15 protein-coding genes are annotated in these 17,015 nt (G+C 65.4%); all 15 read right to left on the bottom strand.

The window, feature by feature from the left end; genetic code table 11:
* Window positions 1–2 precede the first annotated feature (2 nt).
* A complete protein-coding gene (locus H2040_RS07620; protein ID WP_287156487.1) occupies window positions 3–530 on the bottom strand; it encodes a hypothetical protein in 528 nt (175 codons plus the stop codon).
* Entirely contained in the window at window positions 499–1,242 is a 744-nt protein-coding gene (gene gspN, locus H2040_RS07615) for a type II secretion system protein N (RefSeq protein ID WP_287156486.1), read from the bottom strand. Before gspN ends, H2040_RS07620 begins: the two co-directional genes overlap by 32 nt.
* Window positions 1,239–1,730, bottom strand: a complete 492-nt coding sequence (locus tag H2040_RS07610; protein ID WP_022697258.1) for a type II secretion system protein M — start codon at window positions 1,728–1,730, stop codon at window positions 1,239–1,241. Before H2040_RS07610 ends, gspN begins: the two co-directional genes overlap by 4 nt.
* Complete coding sequence (gene gspL, locus H2040_RS07605) at window positions 1,727–2,920, bottom strand: type II secretion system protein GspL (protein ID WP_287156485.1); 1,194 nt, start codon at window positions 2,918–2,920, stop codon at window positions 1,727–1,729. The genes H2040_RS07610 and gspL overlap by 4 nt, the downstream gene beginning before the upstream one ends.
* Window positions 2,917–3,903 (bottom strand): type II secretion system minor pseudopilin GspK, encoded by a 987-nt coding sequence (gene gspK / locus H2040_RS07600; RefSeq protein ID WP_287156484.1) that lies wholly within the window; start codon window positions 3,901–3,903, stop codon window positions 2,917–2,919. Before gspK ends, gspL begins: the two co-directional genes overlap by 4 nt.
* Window positions 3,903–4,523, bottom strand: a complete 621-nt coding sequence (gene gspJ / locus H2040_RS07595) for a type II secretion system minor pseudopilin GspJ (RefSeq protein ID WP_287156482.1) — start codon at window positions 4,521–4,523, stop codon at window positions 3,903–3,905. Before gspJ ends, gspK begins: the two co-directional genes overlap by 1 nt.
* Window positions 4,520–4,885 carry a type II secretion system minor pseudopilin GspI gene (gene gspI / locus H2040_RS07590; protein ID WP_287156481.1) on the bottom strand — a complete coding sequence of 122 codons (366 nt, stop codon included), beginning with the start codon at window positions 4,883–4,885 and terminating at the stop codon, window positions 4,520–4,522. Before gspI ends, gspJ begins: the two co-directional genes overlap by 4 nt.
* Window positions 4,878–5,375: a type II secretion system minor pseudopilin GspH gene (gene gspH, locus H2040_RS07585; protein WP_287156480.1), complete on the bottom strand. Its 498-nt coding sequence runs from the start codon at window positions 5,373–5,375 to the stop codon at window positions 4,878–4,880. Before gspH ends, gspI begins: the two co-directional genes overlap by 8 nt.
* A 16-nt stretch (window positions 5,376–5,391) precedes the next feature.
* On the bottom strand, window positions 5,392–5,844 hold the full coding sequence (gene gspG / locus H2040_RS07580) for a type II secretion system major pseudopilin GspG (RefSeq protein WP_287156479.1): 453 nt from the start codon (window positions 5,842–5,844) through the stop codon (window positions 5,392–5,394).
* A 24-nt stretch (window positions 5,845–5,868) separates the two neighbouring features.
* The gene (gene gspF / locus H2040_RS07575; protein ID WP_287156478.1) at window positions 5,869–7,092 is read right to left on the bottom strand and encodes a type II secretion system inner membrane protein GspF; all 1,224 of its coding nucleotides are present in this window, start codon (window positions 7,090–7,092) and stop codon (window positions 5,869–5,871) included.
* Window positions 7,079–8,578 carry a type II secretion system ATPase GspE gene (gene gspE, locus H2040_RS07570; protein WP_287156477.1) on the bottom strand — a complete coding sequence of 500 codons (1,500 nt, stop codon included), beginning with the start codon at window positions 8,576–8,578 and terminating at the stop codon, window positions 7,079–7,081. Before gspE ends, gspF begins: the two co-directional genes overlap by 14 nt.
* A 7-nt stretch (window positions 8,579–8,585) precedes the next feature.
* Window positions 8,586–10,616: a type II secretion system secretin GspD gene (gene gspD / locus H2040_RS07565; protein ID WP_287156476.1), complete on the bottom strand. Its 2,031-nt coding sequence runs from the start codon at window positions 10,614–10,616 to the stop codon at window positions 8,586–8,588.
* On the bottom strand, window positions 10,613–11,482 hold the full coding sequence (locus tag H2040_RS07560; RefSeq protein WP_287156475.1) for a type II secretion system protein N: 870 nt from the start codon (window positions 11,480–11,482) through the stop codon (window positions 10,613–10,615). The genes gspD and H2040_RS07560 overlap by 4 nt, the downstream gene beginning before the upstream one ends.
* Window positions 11,483–11,599: 117 nt before the next feature.
* A complete protein-coding gene (locus H2040_RS07555) occupies window positions 11,600–14,284 on the bottom strand; it encodes a TonB-dependent receptor domain-containing protein (protein WP_287156474.1) in 2,685 nt (894 codons plus the stop codon).
* A gap of 89 nt (window positions 14,285–14,373) precedes the next feature.
* A partial coding sequence (locus tag H2040_RS07550; protein ID WP_287156472.1) for a beta-helix domain-containing protein occupies window positions 14,374–17,015 on the bottom strand: 2,642 nt, incomplete at its 5' end.

Below are 17,015 nucleotides of genomic sequence, written 5' to 3'. Positions count from 1 at the left end.
GCCTAGCCTGTTTCGCAGGCAGTCAGACCGGCGGCTGGGATCACAAGATCCCAGCCGTCTTTTTTTGTGAGGCGGATGGAGGCGGCCGGCACGCGGACCCCGCCCTGCATCTGTTCCCCGGTTTGCATGGAGAGATTGATCGAAACGCCGCCGGGCGAGCGGAAGACCTGCGTGGTTTCGCCCTCCCCGCCCGTGACGCTTTCCGTGCGCTGAAAGGCGACCAGGGCGCCATTGACATTCATCAGCGCGGTTCCCCCTTCCAGACGCGAGAAAAAGACAAATTCCGGCTCGGCCCGGCGTGACCACAGAAAGACGCCGCACTGACCGGCGTTCAATTCCTGCGCGGGCAAGGCCCCGACCGTCAGCGTGTCGCCTGAGCCCTGTGGAAATTCCGCGCCGGTTTGCAGGGCGGAGTCCGTCGCAGAGGCCGGCGCCGGCTGCGTTCCAACTTCCTGAGCCGCCGTGGCGCAGCCGCAGGCGGCAAAGAGAAGCGCGGCGCTAAGCGCCTTCGCGCGGCCAGGCATAGACATAGACGTCCTCATCGCGTTGGAACCCCAGAAGCGGTAGGAAAGCGCGCAGCGAACGCTCTTGGCTGCGCACGCGGGCTGTGACGGTCAGGGCGCGGTCCGCCCCCATACGCGCCAGCACCCGATACTCGCCCTCGCCGTCATCGCCATCAAGCCGGACCACCAGATCCTCCCCCTCGCATACGGCCGGGCCGGTCAGGGGCGGGCCCCGCCAGTCGGCGCGAGGATCGCCATGCGTCAGCGCATCCGTCCAGGCCTGTCCGGCGGCTTCGACACAGCCGGCTTCATTGAACACGACCCGGTCGAGATCGAGCGTGAAGGAGCCGGGGCGTCCGCGAAGCCGGGGATCGATTCCTTCGGCGCGGGCGAGATCGGCCCGCAGGCTGGCCCCGGTCACCGCCAGGCGGTCGCCCGGCCCCAGCGTGATCACGCCCGAACCGAACAGGCCCGGCGCGGCAAGCCCGGCGTCAAGGCTGACGCGGCCCGTCAGCAAGGGCCAGAAACGCAAGGAGACCTCGATATCGCCCAGACGACGGCGCTGGAGCTCCGCATCCTGAATGGAGCCGTTCCAGATTGTGCCGGCCGCGCGGGACCAATCCAGCCCCTGATCGCGCGCGCCGGTCAGCGCCAGCGCGGCAGAGAGCGGAAACCACAGGATCAGGGCGGCGACAAACGCCAGGGCGGAGGCGCCGGCAATGACAAGCCAGCGCGTCATGCGCCCCCCTCGCGGATCAGGACATTGGCGCGGACCGTGGCGCGGCCTTCATTCTTGCGCAGGGTGACCTGCTCCACCGGAACGCCCAGATCACGCTCCACCCGCGCCAGCCAGCGATAGAGCAGAGCCGGATCGGCGTCCTCCAGCCAGAGGGTCAGCGCCCCGCCCTCGCCCGGCTGAGTACGGGAGACGGTCAGGCCCATTTCACGCGCCGCGCCGGTGACCAGCGCGCGCACCGGGCCTTCCGGGCGGCTGGGCGCCGCGGCGGCGTTCCGGCGCAGCTCAGCAGCCTCGCGCGCCCCGGACTGGATCTCGTCCATCAGCTCCACCGCGGAGGCATAGTTGCGGCGCGCTTCGGCGCGGTAGGAAAGCACGGGATTCAGAACGAACTGCCAGATCACGACCAGCAGGACCGCCGCCACGGCGCCCGCCAGCAAGCGCTGTTCGCGGGCGGTCTTGGATTTCCACCAGGCGAGCGCGGCGTTCATGGCGTCCTCACGACGATTTCACTGGCGATGCGGCCTTGCGACTGTCGGGACACGCCCTCTTCCAGCTCCGCCCCGCGCGCGGCGATATTGGCGCGCAGCGTCTCCATGTCCTCGAACGCGGCGTATTCCACCTCGGCGACCAGCTCCCCGGTCTCGGCGTCATAGCGCATGGACTGGACACGCGCGGAAGAAACGTCTTCCAGGCTGCCGGTCAGGATCGTCGCCAGATCGAGGAAGGCGCCGGAGCCGGCCGAGCGCAAAGCGCGCAGGCGGGTGGTCATCTGGAGGCGCGGATTGACGATGCGCGTTTCTTCCGGAAAGGCCTCCGCGAAGACGCTCTCGGCCTCTGCGCGGATTTCATCGGCGCGCTGATTGAGGGCAAAACCCTCCGCCGCCAGCAGGCCGACACAGCCCAGCACGGCGGCCGCCAGCAAGGCCGCGGCGCGGGTGAAAACACGCCACTGGGCGAAGAACGGCGCCCGGCGGGCGAACGCGCCCTGCAGCAGCTCCGTATAGGCGCCGCCGCGCAAGCCGGCGGCGATCAGCGCGGCATAGTCCGCGCCGTCATCGCGCGGCGCCTGACCGGCGTTTTCCAGAACCGGCGCCAGCGGGCCAAGCGCGCCGCTATCCTCCGACCAGACCGGGCCAAGGCGCGCGCCTTCGAGCGCTTGTTTCAGAATTGCGGCGGAAAGGTCCGGGTCCGCGGTGAACCCCGTGCCCGGTCCGGTGACGAAAACGCGCCCGCCGATCATGGCGACGCTGATCGCTCCTTCCTCGCGCGGGATAAGGTCGTAATCGGCAACCACGCTGTCGGGCGTCACGCCCAACGCCGCGGCAGCGTCCAGCCAGCCCTGAAGCACATCCTTGTCTACAATCGCCAGACGGCGGCCGGCGCCTTCCTCCGGCCCAATGGCGATGTGCAATTCGTCCACCGGCCGGGCCGCCATGTCCTCCACCGCGAAACCGGCTGCGGCGCGGGCCTGCGCGTCGGAGCCCGGCGGCAGCGGCGCCCTGTGGGTGACCACCGCTTCGCCGGGCAGAACAAGGACCGTGCGTTCAGCCTCCAGTTCGGTGAAATCGAAATCGGCGATTTCGGCCTGACGGCGCGCGGCGCCGGCCGCATCGACCAGCGCGGCATAGGCGGGCGCGCCGGAACCCGGATCGATGAAAATGAACAGGGTCTGGGTCATGAATCCTGTCCGAACCGGCGGGTCACCACGAAGACATCCCCGCCACCGGGCGAAGCCAGCAGGGTGGACAGCGAGAACTCCGCGCCGAAATGCACGACGCGGGCATTGAGCGTGTAATAGTCCGTGCGCACGCCAATCAACTCCCGCGCATCTTCAGCCTGTTTGATGCGGGAAATTTCATCGCGCGCCCAGAACTGCTCCAGATCGCCATAGCCTGTATCGGGCCGCTCCGCGATCACCCTTTCAGCCGCCTCCGCGTCCAGCCCGGCGCCGACCGCCATCACCAGCAAAGGCCCCTGTCCGGGGCGAAGCGTATTCACGTTCAGCGGCGAGGCGCTCTCGCTCGGGTGCGCACAGACATGCGGGCGGATGCGTTGGAAAATTTCTTCCCCGTATCCGCGCACGCCGCGCAGCTCCTCAACCTCGGCGAACAGCGTGTTGGCGGTGCGATGGGGCGCCGGAAGGCTGGCGTAATAGGAATCCTCCGCGCCGTCCCCCAGCGGGGCGTTGTCGGTGTCGATCCAGTCGACCGCCGCCGCCGTCAGCGCCGCGGCTTCGCCGCTATTGAATTCCAGCGCCGTGAGAAGGCGCTGGTAGCGGGCGGCATTGGCCGCGCTAATGCTACGTCCACCCTCAACATTCTCCGTCAAACTATTGATATTGAAGCAGTTAGAGGCATCACGTAACGCGCCGGAAATTGCCCCGCCTTCGATATCGAAATAGAGATCCCGGCCTGCGCCGGCGGCCAGCATGGAGCGTTCCTCGCTGGCGCGGCGATCCTGCTCAATGGCGGCGGCGGCCAGGCGTTCGGCCCCCATGGCGTACCACATCGCCTGATCGCGCAGCTGGACGTTGGTTGCGCGGCGCACCGAATAACGGATGTCGTCCATGACCGAGAGCGCCACCGCCGACATCACCGCCACGATCAGCATGACCGTTATGAGGGCGGCGCCGCGCTCGTTCTTCCTGCCGTCGACGAGCATCAGAACGCCTCGCCGGTCATGAAAAGCTGATCGACCTCGCCAACGCCTTCCAGGGTCAGGGTCAGGCGCACGATTTCAGGCAGTTGCGGCGCGGCGCGGACCCCGCCGAACCATTCCGGCGACCACTGGCCCGCGCGGGCAAATTCCAGGTTCGCCTCCTGCACGCCGGACAGCAGCACGCGGCGCTGCTCGGGCGTGCGTTCCATGGCGTCCGGCCGCGTGCGGGCAATACGGATCAGCGCGCCGTCTTCAATGCGGTATTCCACAGCCTGAAGCGATCCCCGGCGCTCCAGCGCGCCGGGGTTTTCCCACCCACGGCGGACCAGGAAGAGAATGGTCTGAGAATCCCCGTCCCGCAGGTCGCCGCCCGCAAAAAACTGATCGGCCCGGGCGCCGTACAGGCCGCGCACAGGACGGACGACCGCCTGACCAATATCGCTTTTCAGCGTCGCCCGGGCGAGGTCGATCTCGCGCAGCACATCAGATCGCGCCTCCACCTGCTCCTTGCCGTCGAGCGTCTGCATCAGCATCGCCGTGCCCGCCGCTGTGAGAAGCGACAGCACGAACAGCGCCACCAGCATCTCCACCAGCGTGAAACCGGATTCGCGCGAGACCGTCATGGACCGATGAACCCGCTGAGCACGGCCGCCTGCCGATCCGTTCCGGCAAGGCTGACCGTCACCTCCACCCGGCGCAGGGCGGGATTGCCGGTCGGAAGAATCTGGCGCCGCCAGGTCCAGTCGACCCCGGCCATACTCACCTGGCCCTCTTCCGCGCCGCTCGCCGGTTCGGTCTGGGCCATGGCGGTCTCGATCATCACGTTCTCAGCGACAATGCGGGCGAAGGTGACCTCCTGCAGCCGGGTGGCTGCGCGGGCGTTCTCCGCGCTGACATGCATCAGGGAGATGCCGGCGATAGCGAACACGGCCAGCGCGGCCATCACCTCGATCAGCGTGAACCCGGCCTCGCTACGCTCACGCATCGGACCGCTCCAGCATGAAACCGCCGCCGCCATCGCCCTCAAACACGAAACGCTGCTGGCCGCGGCTGATCTGAACGCGGAAGGGCGTGGAGCCGCCCGTGCTGTCGAACCGGATCAGCGGCGGCGCGTCATCTTCATCCAATACTTCAAGTCGCTCGGCGGATAGCGCGTCGCTGCTGACATTGACGATAACGCCCGACGGCCACTGCACGGCGCGGAACCCCGGCATGGCGATCCATGCCCCGCCCCGCCAGCGCTGGAAATCATATCCCGCGCCGTCCACGCGCACGCCAACCGCATTGCCGGAGATGACCGCCTCTTCCGCCGCGCGTTGCACCAGCGCCGCAAAACGCTCCGCCGATTTTTCGGCGTCGCTTTCCGGCGCAGGCAGCGTCAGGACGACCAGCGCAGACGCCAGCCCGACAATGACCAGCACGGCCATCATCTCGACCAGCGTGAACCCGGCCTCGTGCGAGTATCTTCGATTCACGCGCAACATCAGCGACTTAGTTCCAGTTCCCGATATCGGCGTTGAGGCCTTCGCCGTCCAGCTGGCCGTCGGCGCCTGTCGTGTAGAGATCGTAGGGGCCGTGTTCGCCTGGGAAGACATATTGATAGGGGCTGTCCCACGGATCATTGGGCAGGCGGCGAATATAACCGCCCTCGCGATAATTCGCGGCGCGCTCCACCCCGTCCGGGACTTCAACCAGTGCTTCAAGTCCCTGCTCGGTCGAGGGATAGACCAGCATGTCCATGCGGTAGAGCTCCAGCGCTTGCTCCAGAAGGCGGATATCGGCGCGCGCCTTCTCCACCCGGGCCTGGTCGCTGCTGGGCAGAACATTGATCAGCACCACGGTCGCCAGAAGCCCGATGATGAAGATCACCACCATCAGCTCCGTCAGGGTGAAGCCCGCTTCGCCGTCACGTTTCTTCTTGATCGTTTTTATGAGCTTTTCCATGGGCTTGAGCCTCCAAAGTTCAGGCTAGAACATAGCCGAGGTATTGAGCTGCAGGATGGGCAGCATGATGGCCAGGATGATCAGGGTGACGAGCCCGCCCATCAGGATGATGATGGCCGGCTCCAGCAGGTTCATCGCCACCTGGGTGACGGTCTCGAATTCGTTTTCCAGATAGTCGGCGGCCTTGTCGAACATCGCCGGAAGCTCGCCGCTATTCTCGCCGCTGGCGGCCATGTGAACCATCAGGGGTGGAAAGGCGCCGGTCTTGCGCATGGCGGTGCTGAGCGCCCCGCCCTCCTGCACGTCGGCGGCCGCCGCGGTGACCGCATCGCGCAGCACCATGTTGGGCGCGGTGGCGCGGGCGGCCTTCAATGAATCCAGAACGGTCGTGCCCGAGGCTGACAGCGTGGCGAAAGTGCGCGCGAAACGGGCTGCGCCTGCGTCCCAGATCAGGCGGCCCGCCAGCGGCAGTTTCAGGATCGTCCGGTCCACGGCGCGCCGGAAATCCTCCTGCTTCAGGGCGCGCGCGAAAACGAAACCGCCCACGGCCAGCGCCAGCGCAATCAGCCATCCCCAGTCGCGCATGCCGCCCGATATGTTGATCAAAATCCGGGTCAGCAGCGGCAGGTTCTGACCCAGCGTGGAAAACTGCTCGACCACGCGCGGGACCACGAAGACCATCAGCGCAGTGACCACCGCAATCGCCACCACGAACAGGACGCATGGATAGACCAGCGCCGCCATCATTTTGCGCTGCATGGTCTGGCTGCGCTCCAGATAATCGGCCAGACGCTCCATCACCGCGCCCAGCGCGCCCGCCGCCTCCCCGGCCGAGACAACAGCCAGATAGAGCGGCGAGAAGGCGCGGCCTTCCAGGCTCATGGCCTCTGACAGGCGGCGGCCCTCCACCACGCGGTCGCGCACCGACAGAAGCGTGCGGCGAATGGCGGCGGAATCGGACTGCAGGGCGACCGCGTTCAGCGCCTCTTCCACCGGCGTTGAGGCGCTGACCAGCAGCGCCAGCTGGCGCGTGGCGAGCACGAGTTCGCCGGAGCCGAGCCGCCCGCCGCGATTGAGCAGGCCGGAGAGATTGAGACCGCCCCGCTTTTCCGCCGCCGGGGCCAGCTTCAGCAGCATCAGCTTGCGGCGCTGCAATTCCCGGCGCGCCGCGCGCGCGGTCTCGGCGGATATCACGCCCTTGGTCCGGCGCCCCTCCGTATCCACGGCGACATACTCAAACGCCGCCATCGGACTCACCACTCTGGCGGCAGGTGCGCAGGATTTCCTCAGACGTCGTCAGGCCGTTCAGCGCGTGCTTCACGCCGCTCTGCATCAGGGTGTCGGAGTGGCGGAAAGCCGCGCGTTCGATGTCCAGTTCGCGCGCATCGTCGTGAATGAGGCTGCGGATTTCATCATTGATGATGATCAGCTCATAGATGCCCAGACGCCCTTCATATCCCTGCCCGCCGCACTGGCCGCACCCGACCTTGCGATAGAGCGTCACCGGCTCATCGGCCGGGATGCCCAGCAGCGATTTTTCTTTCGCGTCCGGCTGGTAGGCCTCCTTGCACACCGGGCAGAGACGGCGAACCAGACGCTGCGCCATCACGGCGGTCATGGTGGAGGCCAGCAGGAAGGGCTCGACCCCCATGTCGCGCAGCCGGGTCACGGCCGCCGCGGCGCTGTTGGTGTGAACCGTGGAGAGGACCAGATGGCCCGTCAGAGAGGCCTGGACCGAGATCTGGGCGGTCTCAACATCGCGGATTTCGCCGACCATCACGATTTCCGGGTCCTGACGCAGAATGGCGCGCAGGCCGGCCGCGAAGGTCATCCCGACCTTGGAATTGACCTGCGTCTGGGAAACCCCGTCCAGCCCGTATTCGATCGGATCCTCCACCGTGAGGATATTGCTCTGGCGATCGTTCAGTTCGGTCAGGGCGGCATAAAGCGTGGTCGTCTTGCCCGACCCTGTCGGGCCGGTGACCAGGACAATGCCGTTCGGCTGTGACAGGGCTTTCCGGAACCCGGCCAGTATTTCCTCGCCCATGCCCAGCGCGCCGAGATCCAGACGGATTTCGGTCTTGTCGAGCAGGCGCAGCACCACCCGCTCGCCATAGCGGGACGGCAGCGTGGAAACGCGCACATCAATGGCGCGCCCGCCCAGCGTCAGGGAGATACGGCCATCCTGCGGCACCCGTTTTTCGGCGATGTCCAGCCGCGCCATGACCTTGATACGGCTCACCAGAAGCGGCGCCAGGCGGCGGGCGGGCGACAGGACCTCCCGCAGCACGCCGTCCACCCGGAACCGGATGGCGAGGCGGTCCTCGAACGGTTCGATATGGATATCGGAGGCCTTGCGCTTGATGGCCTCGGAAATCAGTCCGTTGATCAGGCGGATGACCGGGGCGCTGTCGCCGGTGTCCAGAAGGTCCGCCGTCTGGGGCAAATCCTCGATCAGACTGTCCAGAGAATCCGTCTGTTCTGTCTCGTCGGAAAGTTCCGCCGCTTCGATTCCGGCGCCGGCATAGATTTCCGAAAGCTGGCGGTCGAACTCCACCGGCGCCATGGTTTCCACGTCCAGCGGCGCGCCCAGCGCGCGCCGCGCCTCCAGCAGCGCCCGCATGTCCGCGCCATCGCGCAGACCGACTCGCGCGCGCTCGCCCATGCCGAGCAGCACCACGCCGCGCTCCTTGGCGAAGGCGTAGGCGAGGACAGGATCGAGGCGTTCGCTCATGGCGTCCCTACCGCGGCTGTACCGGCTGCGCGGGCTGGACCGGCTGGACGTCCGCGCCGATCACGCCGCGCATCATGTCGTCCATGGTGATCGACTTTCCATCGGTCGCGTTGAACTGCTCGTTGCGCATATAGTTGTATTTGCGGTCCGTCGCGCCGCGCATATCCGCCGCGCTGCGGATGATCGTCGGACGGATGAAAACCATCAGATTGGTGCGCTGCTTGGTGCGCCCTTCCGTGCGGAAGGCGCGGCCAATACCGGGAATGTCGCCCAGCACCGGCACTTTGGACATGGAAATCTGCTCGTCATCCTCGATCAGTCCGCCCAGCACGATGACCTCGCCGTCATCGGCCAGCACGGTCGTTTCGATCTCCCGCTTCGATGTTATCAGCTCGCCGCTGACCACGTTCGCCGAACCCAGCACCGAGGAAACCTCCTGGCGCAGGAACAGCTTGATCGTCTCGCCCGCGCCGATCTGCGGCTGAACGATCAGCTTCACGCCGACATCCTTGCGTTCGATCGTGCGGAAGGGGTTGGTGTTGGAATCGCTCAGCACCTCGCCGGTCGAGATCGGGATTTCCTGCCCGACATTGATCAGCGCTTCCTGATTGTCGAGCGTCAGGACGGACGGCGTGGAAAGGACATTGGAATCCGTGTCGTCATCCACAGCGTTCAGGATGGCCCCGAAGATCACGCCGTCATCGTTCTGTCCGCCAATGCCCAGCGCCAGACCATTGATCCCCAGAAGGGAGTTCAGCGCCGCTTCGCGCAGGATCTGGCTGGTCGTGTCATCGACGCTGGAACCGCCGTCATCATCATCGTCGTCGTCATCGTTATTATTGTTGCGGGGCGCGAAACTGTTGGTCAGGGCCGCGCCGGTCAGCGCCAGGATGTTCGGCGCGGACTGGGTGTAGCTGGTGGTCGCGAAGGGCACGGCGGAGTTTTCATTGCCCGCCAAAAAGAATTGCAAGCCAAGCTCACGCGCCGCGTTGTCCGACACTTCCACGATGATCGCCTCGACCAGCACCTGCGCGCGGCGCACGTCCAGTTCTTCGATGATGCGCTCCATCTCTCGCAGGGTTTCGGTCGGCGCGCTTATGACCAGCGCGTTGGTCCCGGCGTCATAGGAAATACGCGGCCCGCCGGTTGGGGTCGGCGGACCGCCTTCCGCCACGGTTTCCACCGAGGCGGCGATCTGTTCCAGAACGGGCACGAGGTCCGCGCCATTGGCGTGCTGAAGGCGGATCACGCGGATCGTGTCCCGCCGCATGTTTTCCGTATCCAGGTCATCGATCAAGGCGCGAACGCGGGCGAGTTCCGCCCCCTCGCCCCGGATCACCACGCTGTTGCCCGCGCGCACCGGCGTCACGGTTACGCCGCCGGCCAGCCGGCCGTCGCGGCCCGTGCCCAGCACGTCGCGCAGGGTCGCGGCCATTTCCACCGCCGACATGTTGCGGACCGGCACGGTCTCGAAGCTGGAGCGGTCCATGTCCATTTCATAGACGACCTGGCGCACGCGATTGAGGTTGCCGGCATAATCAACCACGACCAGCGTGTTGGCCGCGGGATTGGCCGTAACCTCGCCCTGCGGATTGATGATCGGGCGAACCGCGTCGGCCGCTGCGACCGCGTCGACATTGTCCAGCTGGATCACCGTGGTTGCGAACTGATTGTCGGTCCCCGCCGCGGTGCTGGCGCCGGCGTCGCCCGCGGCCAGCTCTTCCGGGACGATGCGATAGGTTCCATTGCCTGCGCCCACCACCGCGAAGCCATTAACCCGCATGGTCGACATGAAAACGTCGAACAGTTCCTCGCGTGACAGCGCCGACTGGGAGGTGACGGTGACATTGCCGCGAACCTGCGGATGAACGATGAAGGTGTAACCGGTCACCGAGGAGACATCCTCGATAAAGGTCTTGATGTCCGCCTCGCGCAGATTGAGCACCTGACCGCGCTCGCTCTGGGCCATGGCGGCCTGAGCGCCCGAAAGGGCGATCAGCGCGGCCATGGCGAGCCGCTTGAAGAATTCACGTGTCATTCGGTTTCGTCCCCCAGCTGGATCCGGCGCGTGAGGCGGTCGCCGTCACGGCTGATCGTCAGCTCGATTTCACCCTGCTGTTCAAAGAGTTGCGCCAGCGCCGCCGGATCCCCGTCCTGAGTCAGGCGCTGACCGTCGACGCTTTCCAGAACATCCCCGTTCCGGAGCTGATACTGACCCAGAAGCGCGGCGTCCGCGGATTCAATACGGAAACCCTGGAACCGCGCGCCCTCGAAGGCCGGCGCCAGCGAGACGCTGCCCAGAAGCCCGCCGACATCGACGGTCCGGGGCGCCTGGACCCGCTCGCTATCGGCCGATGCCGCCTGGCCCCCGAAGGGTTTGCGGCCGCCATCCAGATAGAGGCTTTCCGGCACGCCATTGCGGCGGATGATGACACGGTCCGGGAAAACACGTTCCAGCGTAACGCCATCGAGCAGGGACTCCCCTTCCCGGAATGCGCCTTGCGTGTTGTCGGGCAGCGTCACGTAGGCCACGCCATCGGCCCTTTTGAACCCAGCGCGAACGCCGTTCAGCTTCAGGTTCAGGGTTGTTTCCGGCGCGTCCTCAACCTGCGCCGTCCCGGCGACGGCGCTGCGGTTGAAGGGGTCGAAACGCCAGAGAACCGACCAGTCCTGCGCCCCGCGCGCCTGCATCGCCGGCTGCGCGCTCGACAGGGCCGAGCTGGTCTGCGGCGCAAACGCGTCTGGCGCGGCGAATGTCCAGATCAGGCGGGCCAGAATAATGGCCAGCAGGACGGCGAGCGCCAGCTCCGCGCCGAACGCCGCGCGCCGCAGGGCCGGCGCGGCTTCCTGCTGACGGTCTGCGGTCGGTGCGTTTTCGCTGATTTGAGCTTCGGCTGCGCTCACAGAACAAGTCCCGTTCTTGTTATTGCAACGCCATCAACCCCCAAGGCGCGAGCGCTTCGGGGGTTGATGCGTTGATACGACTGCCCGGCATCCTTGCGAAGCCGGTTTCGGCCGCCCCTAGAAGCGGCGCTTCAGGCTGACCGAGAAAGTCCGGCCAATATCGTACTGATCGACGATGATAGACGTCGCGCCGTCCGATTGCGACGCCTCGTAATCGTCATCCAGAATGTTGTCGACCTGGAAGCCGACCGTGTAATCCCCGCCCCACGCGAGGAAATCGCGGCTATAGACGAAGTCCAGCGTGATCGGCGGCTCTTCCAGAATGGCAGGCAGGTTGGAGCTGAGGTTTTCCGTGGCCCGGATCCGCTCGCCCGTGAAGTTGACCAGCAGCGTCGCGCGCGACATCGCCTCGTCGTCTTCATAGCCAAGCTGGATGTTGAACAGGTTCTCCGAGAGACCCTGCAGGTTCCGACCGTCCACGATGAAGCTCGCCGCGTCCACGACATCCAGCGCCGGCTCGCCGGCGGAGGGAAGCGCGATGCGGATTTCCCCGTCGGCGCTGACCTCTGACTGGGTCCAGGTGTAGTTGGTCTTGAAGTTCCACGCCTTGGACTCAAGCCAGGGATTGGTGAACCCGAACCAGCCTTCCAGCCATTCATTGACCGGCAGCGTCTTCTCGAATTCGAATTCCAGACCGTACAGGTCGGCGGAAGGCGCGTTCAGGAAGGACGACGCGAAGGTCTCACCCAGCGAGATGTTGAATTCCTCGATCGGGTTGTCGATCTTTTTGTAAAATGCGCCGAGCGTGACGAACTGGCCGCGGGAGAAATAGTACTCCAGCCGCGCGTCAAAATTCTCGAACTCGGAATTGGTCAGATACGGGTTGCCGCGGAAGGTGGCGTCCGTTTCCGTGTTCTGGAAGATCGAGAACGCCGTTTCCCGGAACTGCGGCCGCGCAATGGTCTGCGAGTAGGCCAGACGCAGCTGGGTATTCTCCAGCGGGTTCCAGGTCAGGGTCAGGGCGGGCAGGAAATATTCGGACTCGATGGCCGAGTCGAAATCGGTGATGGTCGAACCGCCCTCGATGCCGCTGACTTCGCCGACATTGAACGTATCGACCACCTGGATCGATTGTTCGTAACGGCCGCCGGCCGCGATGCGGATATAGTCCGTCAGCTGGGCGTCGACGCCGACATAGCCGGAGTCGATCTCCAGCAGGCCACGGAAATTGTCCGGGAACAGGACGCCGCCCACTTCGACGATGTCGAACAGGCCAGCCTGAACATTTTCCGGGCTGTAGATCGAGTCGATGCGGCTGAAGAGAAGATAGGACGGCACCGTGCCGGAGAAGCGGTACTGGCGCAGGAAGGTGTCGCGGTTTTTCTCGTAGTAACCCCAACCGGCTTTCAGCTCGACATCGCGGTCGAACACCGTGACCGGCAGGACGCCGTCAATGCCGACGTCGGTCGAGTCGTCCTCGACTTTGGAAAATTCGGTGAGGTTGCCGTCGGTCCGGCCGCGATAGCGGAAGACCTGCTCGCCGGTTCCCGGATTGACGCCTTCTTCATAGAAGAGCTGCCGGTTGTACGGCGCATCGCGCATGGCTTCCGAATAGGACGCGCGCCAGTCGATCGAGGCATTGTTCAGCGCCGGGAAGATGTGCTCCCCGCGCAGCTGGCCCAGCCAGACCTGGCGCTCATACCACTCGGTATTGTCGATGCGGATATTGCGGCCCTCGGAGGCGTTGAAGCCCTGCAGGGTGCGCGCCTCCTTGAGCGAGGCCCGCGCCAGCATCCCGGTCGCCGTGACCGTATGATTGTCCAGAATGTCCGCGCCAACCTGCAGCAGCGCGCTCTGATTGATGTTCTGCTCGGTCGAGAAGCGGGCATAGTCGTCGCGCGTCTCGATGCCGTTCGCGCCAAGGCGGATATTGCGGCGTACGCCTTCCTTGTTGGACCACTCATTATCGTGGGCCAGGGCGGCGATGACGCCGAGGCTGAAATCCGGGTTCAGGTCAAAGCGGTCGCCGGCCTCGATCGAGAAGCCGCCGCTCGGCTCCAGCTCGCCCTTCTGGACGACGAAGTCTGTCCAGTCGGCCAGTCCGGTCGCAATGCCCTGGCGCACCGCCGGGTCGACGCTGGAATCAATTTTCGTGTCAGCAAACACAGGCTCCAGCGCCTCGGGAAGATTGCGCCGGCCATCATCGAAGCCGCTGTAATCGGAGTCGCCGCCGCCGTTATAAAGCAGACCATCGCGAAGCGTGGTCGCGGAATTGATCTTGCCGGAAACGCCAATCTCCAGGAAGCGGCTGTCGGGCAGCGCCACGGTTTCAAGCGCGATCACGCCGCCGCCGAAATCCAGGCCAAACTCAGGAGCGTAGGTTTTCTGAACCGTGGCGGACCCGATAATGGATGTCGGGAAAAGGTCCATCGGCACGGCGCGGCGCAGCGGCTCCGGACTGGAGACCAGCGCGCCGTTGAGAAGCGTGTTGGAGTAGCGGTCATTCAGGCCGCGAACGACGGCAAACTTGTCGTCGGCCACCGCGATGCCCGTGATGCGGGTCAGGGCGCTGGCGATATCGGCGTCGCCTGACGTCTCGAAATCCTGCGAGTCGAGCAAGCTGGTGATTTCCGAGGTGACGCGCTTTTCGTCGGGAATATAAGCGCCGCGAACGACGATTTCGTCGGTCGGGGCCGCTTGAATGTCGGTGCCTGTGTCTTCTTGGGCGAAGGCGGGCCCGGCCGCCGCGAACATGGTCGAAGACAACAGGGCCGCGGTGAATTTCAGTCGATAGTCGGACATCTTGGCGTCCCTAACCCCCCAGGGCGAAACTTGAAAAATAAAGACGGAAAGGCGCCCGGCGGAGAACCGCCGGGCGCAATCCGCGCTGCTTAGTCGGCCGGGTTGAAGGTCCAGCTCTGGTACCAGTCGTCCGAAGCGTTCTCGACGGCGCCGATGTAGTCGACACTGTCGAAGAAGGCGTCGATCGTGGCCGGATCAACCGCCTGGACATCCTGTTCGGCGTCGCCCGGAACCAGACCCGGCAGGTCATCACGGAAGGTGAAGCCGCTGAGCGTGTTGGTTGCCGTGGAGATGTTCGAGAAGCCGCCGAAGATGCCGGCTTCGTCGATGCCGTCGGAGTCGCCATCAAACGTGGTCGGGCAGTCCAGCAGCATGGAGCCCGCGACCAGATCGCCGCTGGCCGCCTGAGCCGCCGTCTCGGACTGGTCGATGTCCACGCACACCGGGTGACCCACGATGATGCCGTTATAGAACTCGCCCGCCAGACCTTCGCGGAACAGCATGCCCTGCGTGTTCACGGCGCTGGCCGGGTTGGAGATGGTCGTGAAGTTCACGATCTTCGGCGCGGTGCGCGGCAGGGCCGTGTTGTCGTCGCCGTTATTGTCCATCTCGAAGCCGCGGTCGCCGGCGTTCGGGTTCTGGTAGATCACGACATACTGAGCGCCGCCGACCCAGCCATCGGTCATGTCGAAGCTGTCATCCTTGTTGCCCAGCAGGACAACGTGGCTGACATTCACGGTGCCGCCGAAGAATTCGACGCCATCGTCTTCGTTGTTGACGACCTGGATGAAGTCGACGTCCGTGGCGTTGCCCACGCCCTGGAAGGCGATGCCGTTCAGCTGGTCTTCGTCGTTGATGTTGAAGCCGGCGTAGCGGACCTGCGTGTAGAACAGGCTGCCGGAGTCGTCATTGGCGGAAGCGCCGCCGAACAGGCCGGAGGAACCCTCGCCCGACTTCTGACAGTCGACCGTGCCGCCCGTCGCCGCGCCGTCACAGGCGTTGATCGGCGCGCGGCCATTGATTACCAGGCCGCCCCACAGACCGCCCGCATTGTCGCGGTCGGTGATGGTGTCTTCCACGTCCGCCCGGGCCGTCAGAACGACCGGAGCTTCGGCGGTGCCGTTGGAGCGGATCTTGGAGCCGCGGGTCACGACCAGGTAGTCGGAGCCCGCCGCGCCGAACACGGTGACGCCCGCCTCGATGGTCAGGGTGACCGGGTTGCCGCCAGCGACAGGGCTGGACGGATCCGCGCCGGCGTCCGTGCCGACAAAGACCGGGCCGACCAGCTCGTACATCGGGCCGGCGGCCAGGGTCAGATCGTCGCCGATATTGCCTTCCAGCGAGCAGACTTTCTGGCCGTCGATTTCTTCGCCGTTATCGGTCGTGCCGGCCGGGCAGTCCTGGGTGACCGGCTCATCGGCGTCCGCGAAGAAGCCGATCGTCCAGCCCGTGGCCCAGTTGTCGGAGGCCGTCTCGGTGCGGCTGAACGCGCCGATCGTGTCGACATCGTCGAAGAACGGGTCGATGGCGTTCACGTCCGTCACGCCGATGCTGCGCTCGCGCGTGCCCGGCAGGTAGCCGCTTTGCAGCGTGTTGCCGTCGATGACGTTGTTCGGGAAGGAATTGAAGAAGGTCGCCAGGTCGACATTGTTGCCGTCATCGGAGAACGGCTCGGCGCAATCGAACAGCGTCGACTGCAGGACCAGGTCGCGGCCATCGGCGGCGCCGATATTGGCGAAGGTCTCGTCCTGATCGATGTCCAGGCAGGCGGCCGGGGAACCGACCACGACGCCGTTATAGAACTCGCCCGCGAAGCCTTCACGGAACAGGATGCCGAAGGAGTTGATGGCGCTGTCGAGGTTCTGAACCACCGTGTAGTTGGACACGGTCGGGTTGGAACGCGGCAGGGCCGTGTTGTCGTCGCCGTTATTGTCCAGCTCGAACGGACGGTCGCCCGCGTCAACCGATTGCTGGATCAGGACGTACTGGGCGTTGCCGACCCAGCCATCGGTCACGTCGAAGCTGTCGTCCTTGTTGCCCAGCAGCGCCACGTGTTTGACGTTCACGGTGCCGCCGAAGAATTCGACGCCATCGTCTTCGTTGTTGATGACCTGCAGATAGTCGGCTTCCGTGCCGGCGCCGACGCCCTGGAAGGCGATGCCGTTCAGCTGGTCTTCGTCATTGATGTTGAAGCCGGCGAACTGGACGCGGACATAGTTGAGCGTGCCCGAGGAGTCGTTGGGGTCGTCGCCGCCAAACAGGCCGGAGGAACCCTCGCCCGACTTCTGACAATCGGCGGAGCCGCCCGTCGCGCTGCCGTCGCAGGCATTGATCGGCGCCAGGCCGTTGATGACCAGGCCGCCCCACTGACCGGAGGCATTGTTCACGCCGGCGTCGAGGTCGCTGGCCAGCGCCACGGCGTCGGAATTGTCGATGTCGTCGTCCGAACCGTTCACCATGTCCTGACGGGAGGTCAGGATAATCGGGGCGCTGGCCGTGCCTTGCGCATCGATCTGACCGCCGGTCGAAACGACGATGTAGTCGGAGCCGGCCGCGCCGAACAGGACCGTGCCCGCTTCGACCGTGAGGGTCGCGCCGTCATCGACGAAGACCGGACCGGAGATGGCGTAAGCGGCGTCAGCCGTCAGCGTCACGTCGGACGTGATGTTGCCTTCCAGAACGCAGGCGTCGATGGAAACCGCGCCATCAATCGTCTCCAGCGTCGTGCCGT

The organism is Euryhalocaulis sp. (assembly GCF_013911995.1).
Classification (GTDB): domain Bacteria; phylum Pseudomonadota; class Alphaproteobacteria; order Caulobacterales; family Maricaulaceae; genus Euryhalocaulis; species Euryhalocaulis caribicus.
Note: the sequence above shows the minus strand (reverse complement) of the source record. Positions and strands in the feature narration are given on the sequence as shown.

Excerpts from the sequence above, each read along its gene's own strand:
- H2040_RS07620 (WP_287156487.1), bottom strand. The coding sequence starts at position 530 with ATGTCTATGCCTGGCCGCGCGAAGGCGCTTAGCGCCGCGCTTCTCTTT.
- gspN (WP_287156486.1), bottom strand. The coding sequence starts at position 1,242 with ATGACGCGCTGGCTTGTCATTGCCGGCGCCTCCGCCCTGGCGTTTGTC.
- H2040_RS07610 (WP_022697258.1), bottom strand. The coding sequence starts at position 1,730 with ATGAACGCCGCGCTCGCCTGGTGGAAATCCAAGACCGCCCGCGAACAG.
- gspL (WP_287156485.1), bottom strand. The coding sequence starts at position 2,920 with ATGACCCAGACCCTGTTCATTTTCATCGATCCGGGTTCCGGCGCGCCC.
- gspK (WP_287156484.1), bottom strand. The coding sequence starts at position 3,903 with ATGCTCGTCGACGGCAGGAAGAACGAGCGCGGCGCCGCCCTCATAACG.
- gspJ (WP_287156482.1), bottom strand. The coding sequence starts at position 4,523 with ATGACGGTCTCGCGCGAATCCGGTTTCACGCTGGTGGAGATGCTGGTG.
- gspI (WP_287156481.1), bottom strand. The coding sequence starts at position 4,885 with ATGCGTGAGCGTAGCGAGGCCGGGTTCACGCTGATCGAGGTGATGGCC.
- gspG (WP_287156479.1), bottom strand. The coding sequence starts at position 5,844 with ATGGAAAAGCTCATAAAAACGATCAAGAAGAAACGTGACGGCGAAGCG.
- gspF (WP_287156478.1), bottom strand. The coding sequence starts at position 7,092 with ATGGCGGCGTTTGAGTATGTCGCCGTGGATACGGAGGGGCGCCGGACC.
- gspE (WP_287156477.1), bottom strand. The coding sequence starts at position 8,578 with ATGAGCGAACGCCTCGATCCTGTCCTCGCCTACGCCTTCGCCAAGGAG.
- gspD (WP_287156476.1), bottom strand. The coding sequence starts at position 10,616 with ATGACACGTGAATTCTTCAAGCGGCTCGCCATGGCCGCGCTGATCGCC.
- H2040_RS07555 (WP_287156474.1), bottom strand. The coding sequence starts at position 14,284 with ATGTCCGACTATCGACTGAAATTCACCGCGGCCCTGTTGTCTTCGACC.